The 10,235-nt window shown below is 74.9% G+C and carries 12 protein-coding genes; 6 read left to right on the top strand and 6 right to left on the bottom strand.

The genetic code is table 11. The annotated features are described in order from the left end of the window. On the bottom strand, nt 1-195 hold a 195-nt coding region (locus tag E1300_RS42900; RefSeq protein WP_207400281.1), incomplete at its 3' end, for a hypothetical protein. A gap of 112 nt (nt 196-307) precedes the next feature. Further along, nucleotides 308-1,408: a hypothetical protein gene (locus E1300_RS42895; protein WP_131763021.1), complete on the bottom strand. Its 1,101-nt coding sequence runs from the start codon at nt 1,406-1,408 to the stop codon at nt 308-310. Nucleotides 1,409-1,551: 143 nt separating this feature from the next. On the opposite strand from E1300_RS42895, the gene E1300_RS42890 reads away from it, so the two are divergent. Next, nucleotides 1,552-2,202, top strand: coding sequence for a TetR/AcrR family transcriptional regulator (locus E1300_RS42890; RefSeq protein ID WP_131763020.1), 651 nt, complete (start codon nt 1,552-1,554; stop codon nt 2,200-2,202). 13 nt (nt 2,203-2,215) lie between these two features. Here E1300_RS42890 and E1300_RS42885 read toward each other — a convergent pair whose 3' ends face one another. Beyond that, complete coding sequence (locus tag E1300_RS42885) at nt 2,216-3,058, bottom strand: oxidoreductase (protein WP_131763019.1); 843 nt, start codon at nt 3,056-3,058, stop codon at nt 2,216-2,218. Nucleotides 3,059-3,176: 118 nt separating this feature from the next. Here E1300_RS42885 and E1300_RS42880 point away from each other — a divergent pair, with 118 nt between their 5' ends. Together E1300_RS42880 and E1300_RS42875 are read left to right on the top strand one after the other, a co-directional pair. Beyond that, complete coding sequence (locus E1300_RS42880) at nt 3,177-3,830, top strand: TetR/AcrR family transcriptional regulator (protein ID WP_131763018.1); 654 nt, start codon at nt 3,177-3,179, stop codon at nt 3,828-3,830. A 73-nt stretch (nt 3,831-3,903) separates the two neighbouring features. Next, a complete protein-coding gene (locus E1300_RS42875) occupies nt 3,904-4,308 on the top strand; it encodes a PaaI family thioesterase (RefSeq protein ID WP_131763017.1) in 405 nt (134 codons plus the stop codon). Between the two features lie 58 nt (nt 4,309-4,366). On the opposite strand, the gene E1300_RS42870 is transcribed toward E1300_RS42875, so the two are convergent. Continuing rightward, entirely contained in the window at nt 4,367-5,392 is a 1,026-nt protein-coding gene (locus E1300_RS42870; protein WP_131763016.1) for a CU044_5270 family protein, read from the bottom strand. Beyond that, nucleotides 5,385-6,011, bottom strand: coding sequence for an RNA polymerase sigma factor (locus E1300_RS42865; protein WP_131763015.1), 627 nt, complete (start codon nt 6,009-6,011; stop codon nt 5,385-5,387). Before E1300_RS42865 ends, E1300_RS42870 begins: the two co-directional genes overlap by 8 nt. A gap of 102 nt (nt 6,012-6,113) precedes the next feature. Between E1300_RS42865 and E1300_RS42860 the strand changes: the two genes are divergently transcribed. Further along, on the top strand, nt 6,114-6,914 hold the full coding sequence (locus tag E1300_RS42860) for an SDR family NAD(P)-dependent oxidoreductase (protein ID WP_131763014.1): 801 nt from the start codon (nt 6,114-6,116) through the stop codon (nt 6,912-6,914). A 56-nt stretch (nt 6,915-6,970) separates the two neighbouring features. On the opposite strand, the gene thyX is transcribed toward E1300_RS42860, so the two are convergent. Next, complete coding sequence (gene thyX / locus E1300_RS42855; RefSeq protein WP_207400280.1) at nt 6,971-7,702, bottom strand: FAD-dependent thymidylate synthase; 732 nt, start codon at nt 7,700-7,702, stop codon at nt 6,971-6,973. 97 nt (nt 7,703-7,799) lie between these two features. Between thyX and E1300_RS42850 the strand changes: the two genes are divergently transcribed. Then, complete coding sequence (locus E1300_RS42850) at nt 7,800-9,923, top strand: molybdopterin-containing oxidoreductase family protein (protein WP_306440700.1); 2,124 nt, start codon at nt 7,800-7,802, stop codon at nt 9,921-9,923. Nucleotides 9,924-9,968: 45 nt separating this feature from the next. After that, nucleotides 9,969-10,235, top strand: a 267-nt coding sequence (locus E1300_RS42845; protein WP_207400279.1) for a hypothetical protein, incomplete at its 3' end; no start/stop codon positions are given.

Raw genomic sequence — 10,235 nt, 5'->3', positions numbered from 1 at the left:
GACTCCTACGACCGGGCCAAGACCGCGACCGAGCGCGCCTCCAGGCCCGAGGACATGCAGGAGGGTCGCCGCGCCCGCGGCGGCCGTGCCGGACAGGATCCGGCGCCGGGAGATGCCGTTCGCGCCGCCCGGCCCCGCCTCGCTCGGAGGTGCCGCCGGGCGGGCGTCCGCGTAGTGCCGCTGGGAAGTGGTCATGGTTCGCCGCTCTCCTCGTGCCGGGGTGGGTGCGTGCGGGGGTGGGTGCGTGCCCGGCCGGATGCGTGCCGGGGTGGGTGCGTTCCGGGGTGGGTGGCGTGGGCGGGCGCGGTCAGGACCGCGGCAGCCGCGACCGCAGGTTGCGGATGTGCTCGATGAGGCCGAGGGACCCAGGGACGGTGGCGCCCAGCGACTCGGGCAGCGCGAGCACGCCGACGTCGAGGATGAACGGGTCCACGACGTGGAAGGTCCGGTCGAGGCCGGGCCGCTCGCCCTTCAGGCCGTCCGGCGTCGCGAGAAGCGAGGACGGGCAGGTCAGCCTGGTCGTCTCCGGGTAGGAGAACAGCCCGGACACCTTCCAGTCCGACAGCTCGACCGTGGACATGCAGCCGTAGGTCTCGGTGGCGGTAACCCGGCCGACCACGCCCTGCCAGGTCCCATCGCCCTTCACGACGCCGCCGAGGAGGGTGGCGGTGCCGTCCGGCTCGTGGGAGACGCCCCACTCCCAGCCGGAGTAGCTCTGGTCGGCGACGTTGAAGTTGCCCCAGTTGTGGTCGTGGTAGCCGCGCCACCCGTCCACGCTGATGGGCGAGGACGCGCCGGGCGGCTGGAGCCAACCGTTGACGCGGCTCGTCGCGACGGGCGAGCTCCAGTACATGGTCTGGCCGCCGTCGTAGGTGATCGGCCCGCCCGTCACGCCGGGCAGCGCGTTGTCGAACCAGATGTCGGCTTTGGCCCACGCCCCCGTCCAGACGAGGTGGTAGGCGCGGCGCCCGCGGTCGTAGACGAGGCTGCCGGCGCTGCTGTCGACGACCGGGCCGTCCGTCGCGGTGACCTTCGCGGTGAGCTCCGGCAGGACGAGCTTCTGCCCCCGCTCGGGATACCAGAAGATCACGCCGGTCGGGACCGGCGCGGTGAACAGCATCGCGATGAACGTGCGGTGCGTCGCGGGGTCCATCACGTGCGTGTACCACCACTCGGTGGCGGACCCGGGGTGCGGCCCGTCGTCGGACGGCTCGGCGAGCTTGCCGGGCACCTGCGTCAGGTCCGAGCGCGCGATGTCGGTGCGCGGGATCCAGGAGTCCCCGCCGGACGGCGAGGGCGCGGGCACGGGTTCCGCGGCGGCGGCCGGGAGGGCGGCGGCCGGGGCGAGCGCGGTGGCCGCGAGCGCCAGGACGGCGGTCGCGCGGCGGGCGGAGAGGTGACGTACCACGGTTGAGCCTCCTCGGTCGAGCCCCCGTGACGTCCGGCCCCCGCTGGGGAGCCGTGGACCGAGTGTGATTCGGTGCCGATGCACTGTCAAGCACAGTGTCGACACACTGTCCGACAACGGTCGGCCCCGGGTACGCTGCCGCCATGGCGACCACCACCCGGCCGCGCGGCAAGGTCCGCGAGCGGCGCGAGGACGTCCGGCGCCGCGTGCTGCGGACGACGGCGGAGATGATGGCCGACGGCACCCCCTACACCGAGCTGCCCGTCCAGCGCATCGCCGAGTGCGCGAACGTGGCGCGCTCGACGTTCTACCTGCACTTCCCCGACAAGAGCCGGCTGCTGATCGCGCTCGCGGACGAGGCGGTCGAGGCCCTGTTCGGCGAGGCCGTCCTGTGGTGGCGGGCCGACCACGCCGACGGGGTGGACGGCGTCGCGCACGCCATGCGGCAGATGATCGCGGCGTACCGGGAGCACCGCCGGGTCCTGCACGCCCTCGGCGAGGTCGCCGGCTACGACCCCGACGTCGCGGAGTTCTGGCGCGGCCGGATGCGGCGCTTCACCGACGTCGTCCGGGACCGGCTCGACGCGGAGCTGCGCGCGGGGACCGTCGACCCGGAGATGGACGTCCGGACGACGGCCCAGGTGCTGATCTGGACGGTCGAACGGACGATCTCGGCGCACTGCCACCACGACGAGGGCGCGGGCGACGAGCGGATCGCGCGCACCCTCGCCCGGTCGATCTGGCTGACGGTCTACGGCGTCCCGCCCGCGCCGCCGGGCGCACGGGAGCGCTGACCGGACGCGCCGGCTACCGCTCGTCCGGCGGGAAGTCCGCCGAGCGGCTCACATCGGCCCACTTCTCGGTCTCGGCGGCGCGGGCCTCCGCGGCGGTGCGGGCGAGGTCGAGGGCGTCGGCGCCGAGGATCAGCCGGCGCGGCGGGTCGTCGGCGCCCACCACGTCGACGATGATCCTGGCGGCGCGGGCCGGGTCGCCGGGCTGGGTGCCGTCGTTGTCGCGCCGGTAGCGGTTGACGGCGCCGACCGTCTTCTCATAGTCGGGGCCGACGGGGTGGAGCTCCATGGACGAGCCCTGCCAGTCGGTGCGGAACGCGCCGGGCTCGACGATGACGACCTTCACGCCGAACGGCGCGACCTCGGCGGCGAGCACCTCGGAGAAGCCCTCGACCGCGAACTTCGCGGTCTGGTAGGCGCCCATCCCGGGCGTGCCGCCGACGCGCCCGCCGATGGACGAGAACTGCACGAACACGCCGGACCGCCGCTCCCGCAGGACGGGCAGCGCGGCCCGCGTCACGTTCACCACGCCGAAGAGGTTCGTCTCGACCTGGTCGCGGAAGTCCCGCTCGGCCATCTCCTCGATCGGCGCGCTGTTGGCGTAGCCGGCGTTGTTGACGACCACGTCGAGCCCGCCGAAGCGGTCGACGGCCTCCCGCACCGCCCGGCGGGCCGCGCCGGCATCGGTGACGTCCAGCGCGACCGCCCTGATCCGCCCGCCGTGCCGGGCGGCGAGGTCGTCGAGCCGCTCGGGGCGCCGCGCGCCCGCGACGACCTGGTCGCCCGCCTCCAGCACGGCCTCGGTCAGCCGGCGTCCGAAGCCGCGCGACGCACCGGTGATCAACCATGTCCTGGCCATGGGGTCCTCCTCCGGGGAATCCTTAACTGTCTCATCAATGTAGCACTTCATTTTTCAATACCCACATCTATGTGGCGACTGTCTCGTCAAGTGCTATGCAAAGGGGTATCTTGGGTAGGTGAGAGCAGACGCCGCACGCAACCTCGAACTCGTCCTGCGCACGGGCGCCCGCCTGCTCGCCGACGACCCCTCGGCGAGCATCGCGGCCATCGCCGCGGCGGCGGGCGTGGACCGGCGCACCGTCTACCGGCGCTTCTCCTCCCGCGACGAGCTGCTGACCGCCGTGTTCCAGGCGCGGTACGACGCGGTCGAGGAGGCCGTCGAGGCCGCGCGGCTGCGCGAGGCCCCGGTCGCCGTCGCGCTGCACCGCTACGTCGAGGGGATCATCGCGGTGAACCGCGCGTGGCCGGTGGAGGCCGGGCGGCTGCTCGCCGAGGACAGCGTCCGCGAGCGGCGCCGGCGCCTGATCGGCAAGGTCGACGCGTTCCTGCGGCGCGCGACCGACGAGGGCCTGCTGCGCGCCGACCTGCCGCCCGGCTGGGTGAGCGCGATCCTGCCGCCGCTGGTGCTGCGCGCCGCGGAGGACCTGCCCGATCTGAGCCCCGGCCAGGCCGCCGACGTGGTCGTCGACACGCTGCTGCGCGGTGTCGGCGCCGCCTACGACGGTGCCCCGGCCAAGGCCGGGGCCGACGAAGACGGCATCCCCGGTACGGAGCGAGCGAGCGTGGCGGCGGAGCCCGCCCGCCGGGTCGCGCCGGAGCGGCGGTCATGACCTCGGAGGTAATGGACCCGCTCGGCGGATGATCGTCAAGCTGGCGCCCATCCGTGCTCCCCGAGGAGGCCGTATGAACGCCGGGCCCACCCCCGACCAGATCGCCGACGCCATGCCGTTCGCCCGCGCGCTCGGCATCGTGCTGGACGCCGCCGCGCCGGACGCGGTCACGGGGCATCTCGACTGGGCTCCCGACCGCTGCACCGCGGGCGGGCTGATGCACGGCGGTGCGCTGATGGCGCTGGCCGACACGCTCGGCGCCGCCTGCGCGTTCCTCAACCTGCCCGAGGGCGCGACCACGACGACGCTGGAATCGAAGACCAACTTCTTCCGCGGAGTGCGGTCGGGCCGGGTCCGCGGCGTCTCCGCGCCGCTGCACGTCGGGCGGACGTCGATCGTCGTGCAGACCGATCTGTTCGACGCCGACGACCGCAGGATCGCCCAGGTGACCCAGACCCAGGCGGTACTACGCCCATGACCGGGATCCGGGAGCCACCGGACGGTCGGCCCGGTGGCTCCGCGGTCGTCTTCGGCCGTCAGCAGTCGGCGTGCTCGGCTTTCGGGCCGGCCTTGGGCGGGGCGTCCACCACCGAGACGCGCAGGACGGCGCTGGAGCTGACCAGCGTGCCCGCCGGGCCGTCGGCGCCGCCGTCGACGACGATGCCGCGCTCGCCGAGGAAGCGGTAGCCGGCGCGGTCGAAGATCAGCTCGATGCGGACCCCGTCCTGGACGCGGGCGACCGCGACGCCGTGGCGGCCCGCCGCGTCCACCGAGTCGGCCACCAGCCGGACGCCGGGGATCCTCGCGATCGCGCGGTAGAGCGCCGCCCGCACCTGCGGCGGGGCGGCGGACGATACGAGCACGTCCGAGGCGCGCTCCCAGAGGCGGTCGCCGCGGTCGCCGTCACCGCCGTCGTCGAGCAGCCGCAGCAGCGCGTCCGGGTCGGCGGGGACGGCGTCGAGATAGGGGCGGTCGATCGGCGGCCGCGTCCCGCAGGGCTCGGTCAGCGTCTCGGCGGCCGCGGGCGCGGGTCCGGTCGCCGCGGGCGGCAGTGGGCGCCCCGGGATCGGCAGCGGCGCCAGCGTCCGGTGCCGGATCAGATCGGGCCTCGTCCCGTTGATCGACTGCCAGGTCCACACGTACTGGCGGTCGAGCCAGCTCTCGCCGCCGGATGCGTCGGCCGGACGCGTCTCCTGCGCCTCCTGGTAGAGGTACTGGTCGGGCCGGGGCGCCGGCAGCGGGTCCTTCAGGGCCGCGGCGGCGGCGCGGTCCATGAGCGCCGACACGCTGGCGACCTGGACGGTGTCCGGTCCGCCGCCGTGGTCCGACCCCAGGTGGGACGCGACGACGGCGCCCGCCGCCGCGACGGCCGCGACCGTGACCAGCGGCACCGGACGCAGGAGCCGCGACCCGCCGAGGGGCCGCCACCCGCCAAAGAGGCGGCGGCGCGGCGCGTGCCCCTCGGTCTTCAACTCCGCCAGGAAGCGGGTCTCGGCCGCGGCCAGGTCGAGGTCGGCGGGAACCTCGGCGCGCAGCCGCCGCATCTCGGTCAGTTCATCCATCGGCCTGCTCCTCTGCCGCAGCGGTGGGGTCGATGCCGCCGAGCGCGCCGCGCAGCCTGCCGCGCGCCCTGTTCATCCGCGACCGGACGGTTCCGGGCGCGATGCTCAGCGCCCGGCCCACCTCGTCGTAGGTGAGGCCCTCCCAGCTCACCAGCAGCAGCACGTCGCGCTGGGCGGCGGGCAGCCCGGCCAGGGCCGCGGCGAGCGGGCGGCGTGCGGCGTGCGCGCTGAGCCGGGAGTCGGCCGCCTCGGCGAACGACTCGGTGACCGGATCGGCCCCGGTCCGCGCGAGCGCCCGCAGCTGCCTGACCTCGTCGCGCCGGTGCCGCCGGACGAGGTTGGTCGCGATGCCGTACAGCCACGGCCGGGCGTCCGGGCGGGCGGTGTCGTAGGCGGCGCGCCGCCGGAAGGCGACCAGGAACGTCTCGGCCACGATGTCGTCGGACGGGCCGGGCCCGAGGCGGCGGACGACGTACCGCATGATCAACGGGGCGTGCCGCCGGAACAGCGCCGCGAAGGCCTCGGGCTCGCGCAGCGACCGCGCGATGAGGGACGCGTCGTCCGGTTTGGGGTCCGGGTCCGGCGGGCGGCGCGGCGCGCTCCGGGTGGGGTCGGGCATGGGGTCGGCCTCTCGGTGGCGATCATGTCACCTGTGGTTGCCCGATACGGGGAGATCGGGTCCGCGCGGCGGGCGGCGGCGCGTTCTGCCACGATCGGGGCCATGGATCTCGGACTGGCGGGCGCGCGCGCCTTCGTCACGGGCGGTACGGCGGGCATCGGGCTGGCCGTGGCGCGGGCCCTCGCGGCCGAGGGCGCGGGCGTCGCGGTGTGCGGCCGCGACCCGGAGCGGCTGGCGGAGGCGGTCGCGGCACTTCGGGCGGACGGGGCGCGGGCGGACGGGGTGCGGGCGCACGGGCTCGTCGCGGACGTCACCGACCCGGACGCCCTCGGCGCCGCCGTGGACGGGGCCGCCGAGGCGCTCGGCGGGCTGGACCTGCTGGTCGCCAACGCGGGCGGGTCGTTCGGCGGCGACCTGCTCGACTCCACGCCGGACGACTGGGCGCGCACGTTCTCGATCAACGTGCTGCACGCCGCGCACGCGGTGCGGACCGCGGTGCCGCACTTCGAGCGGGCCGGCGGCGGCAGCGTGGTGATCATCTCGTCGATCACCGGCTGGAAGCCGGGGCCGAAGTCGTCCTACGCGTCGGCGAAGGCCGCCGAGATCCACCTGGCCGCGACGCTGGCGCAGGAGCTCGGTGGACGCGGCATCCGCGTGAACGCCCTGAGCCCGGGGTCGGTGCTGTTCGAGGACGGCGGCTGGGACCGGTTCCGGACGACCCACCCCGACCGGTACGCGGCGTTCGCCCGCGAGGACTTCCCGGCGGGCCGGCTCGTCGGCGTCGAGGAGGTCGCCGACACGGCGTGCTTCCTGCTGTCGCGCCGGGCGAGCGGGATCAACGGCGCGAACATCCCCGTGGACGGTGCGCAGGATCACCCGAGCGCCCGCCGCTTCTTCCCCTGAGCCTTCCTTGGGCCCGTCCCCTGAGCGGCCCCGGCCGGGAGCCGGGGCCGGCGGACTCAGGGGCAGACGCGGCCGTTGGCCTCGAAGGCGGCGTGGGTGAGCGGCATGAGGGCCGCCCACTGCTCCTCCATCTGCTCGGCGACCATCTCGATCTCGCGCTGCGGGAAGGACGGGAACGCCGCGTCCTCGCGCTTGGTGCGCAGCGACAGGAAGTTCATGAGCGCCCGCGCGTTGCAGGTGGCGTACATCGAGGAGTAGAGCGCGACCGGGAGGACGCCGCGGGCGACCTCGCGGGCGACGCCCGCGTCGAGCATCTCGGTGTAGGCGCGGTAGGCCTGCCGGCAGCTCTCCTTGGTCGCCTCAGTGACGATCTTGTGCTGCTCGGGGGTGCCGTCCACGAAGACGTACTTGCCGGGCTTGCCCTCCTGGACGAGCTTGCGCCCGGCGCCCGGGACGTAGAAGACGGGCTCCAGCCTGCGGTAGCGGCCGCTCTCCTCGTTGTAGGAGAACGTGCGGTGCCGCATGAACTCGCGGAACACGAAGATCGGCGCCCGCACGTAGAAGGTCATCGAGGAGTGCTCGAACGGCGTGCCGTGCCGGTCGCGCATCAGGTAGTTGATCAGGCCCTTCGAGCGCTCGGGGTCGGCCTCGATCTCGGCCAGCGAGCTCTCGCCCTTGGTCGAGACCCGCGCCGCCCAGAGCACGTCGGCGTCCGACGCCGCGGATTTGATCAGCTCGACCGTCACGTCGTCGCGGAACTCGATCTCCGTCGCTTCCTCGCCCGCCACCGGCTCCCCCTCTTCCTCCTCGGACTGCCCGGGCAACTCTAGCCGCCACCGCCGACAGCGCGTCGTCAGGTGCGAACCGGTCGAGGCTCATGTGGTCATGGCGCAGACTAGGGGGGTGCGGCGGGCTGGGGAGGGCTTCGAGATGGGCGACGCGCAGGGCCGGGCGGACCTCAGGGTGCTGGGCGCCTGCCCGCTGGACTGCCCCGACGGCTGCTCGTGGGTCGTCACCGTCCGGGACGGGAGGGCGGTCGGGCTGCGCGGCAACCCGGACCACCCGTACACGCGCGGGGCTCTGTGCACGAAGGTGAACCGGTGGCTGGAGCGCGCCGGGCAGGAGGACCGCGTCCTGTACCCGCTGCGGCGTGTCGGCCGGAAGGGCGAGGGGCGGTTCCGGCGGATCGGCTGGGACGAGGCGCTCGACGAGATCGCCGGGCGGCTGGACGGGATCGTCCGCGAGCACGGCGGCGAGGCGATCTGGCCCTACTGGGGCACGGGCACGCTCGGCTATCTCCAGGGCCTGGAGGGCTACGCCGGGCGCCGGTTCTTCAACGTTCTCGGCGCGTCGGCCCACAGCGCGAACATCTGCTCGGCGGCGGGATCGGCGGGGCTGGAGGCCACGCTCGGGTCGGCGGGCGGCATGGACCCGGAGGACCTCGCGCACGCGAAGCTGATCCTCCTGTGGGGCACGAACCCGCTGACGACGGGCCACCACGTGTGGAAGTTCGTCCAGGAGGCGCGGAGGGCGGGCGCCCGGATCGTGGCGATCGACCCGGTCCGCACCCGGACGGCGCAGCAGGCCGACGCGCACCTCGCTCCCCTGCCGGGGACGGACGCGGCGCTCGCGCTGGCGCTGCTCAACGTGATCGTCGGGATGGGCGCGCAGGACGACGCCTTCCTGGAGCGGCACACGCGGGGCTGGGAGGAGTTCCGGGAGCGGATCGCGGAGTTCCCGCCGGAGCGGGCCGCGGAGATCACCGGGCTCCCGGCCGCGGACATCGCCGCGCTCGGGGCGGAGATCGCGCGGACGCGGCCGACGGCGATCCGCGCCACGCAGGGCGTCCAGCGGAACGCGGGCGGCGGGTCGGTGCTGCGCGTCCTCGCGTCGCTGCCGGGCGTGACCGGCGACTGGGCGCGGCTCGGCGGCGGCCTCGCGTTCTCGACGTCGGGGCACGTCAAGCTGAACAAGGCGGCCCTGTACCGCGACGACCTGCGGCCCGGCCCGGTCCGGACGCTGTCGATGAGCCGGCTCGGCGAGGGGCTCCTGGACGTCCAGGACCCGCCCGTCAAGGCGCTGTTCGTGATCGCGGCGAATCCGGCCGCCAGCACCCCGCACCAGGGCCGGGTGCGCCGGGGGCTCGCGCGCGAGGACCTGTTCACCGTCGTGATGGAGCAGTTCCCGACCGACACCGCGGACTACGCCGACATCGTGCTGCCCGCGACGGCGCAGCACGAGCACGCCGACCTCCACGAGGGCTACGGGCACCTGTACCTGACGTGGAACGACCCGGCGGTCGCGCCGCCCGGCGAGTGCCTGCCGACGACCGAGACGTTCCGGCGGCTGGCGCGGCGGATGGGCCTGAACGAGCCGAGCCTGTACGACTCCGACGAGAGCCTCGCCGAGCAGCTGCTGGCCTCGGACCACCCGTGGATGGCGGGGATCACGCTGGACCGGCTGCGCAAGGAGGGGTTCGTGCGGATGTCCGTGCCCGACCCGTTCCTGCCGTACGCAGACGGGTTCCCGACGCCGTCCGGAAGGCTGGAGTTCCGGTCCGGGCTCGCGGAGGCCGTCGGGCGGGACCCGGTCGCCGGGTACACGCCGCCCGCCGAGGTCGCGGACGCGGCGCGGGCCGAGCGGTACCCCCTCGCGCTGATCTCGGCGGCCTCGCACGAGTTCCTCAACACGACGTTCGGCAACAACCCGGAGCTGCGCCGCAGGTCCGGCGGGCTGACCGTGCGGCTGCACCCGGACGACGCGGCGGCCCGGGGGCTGGCGGCCGGGCAGCGCGTCCGGGTGGGCAACGACCGCGGCGCGTTCGAGGCCGTCCTCGACGTCACCGACCGGGTCCGGCCGGGCGTGGCGGCGACCACCAAGGGGCACTGGGCGAAGTTCGCGGGCGGCGCCAACGCCAACGCCGTCGTGGACGAGCGGGACACCGACCTCGGCGGCGGGCCGGTCTTCCACGACACGCGCGTGGAGGTCCGGGCGATTCCCGCGGACTGAGCCGGAGGAACCGCCCCGAACGGTACGGTGGCCCCCGGAGGGATCATGACGTTCGACACCGGGGCCACGCTCGACCGGGCCAGGAAGTACGAGCGGCAGGGCCGGCCCGGGGAGGCCGCGGCCGCGTTCGGGAGCGCCGCGGAGGCCCTGGAGGCGCGGGGCGACCTGGCGTCCGGCGCGGCGGCCCGGGCCAGGCAGGCCCGCGCGCTCGCCGCCGCGGGGAGCACCGGCGAGGCGCAGCGCATCCTCGACATGGTCGAGCGGGGCACCGCGTCGCTGCCCGGCGAGGTCCGGGCGGTGGTGGACGGCCAG

Source organism: Actinomadura fibrosa, from assembly GCF_900659615.1.
In the GTDB taxonomy this organism is placed as follows: domain Bacteria; phylum Actinomycetota; class Actinomycetes; order Streptosporangiales; family Streptosporangiaceae; genus Spirillospora; species Spirillospora fibrosa.
Note: the sequence above shows the minus strand (reverse complement) of the source record. Positions and strands in the feature narration are given on the sequence as shown.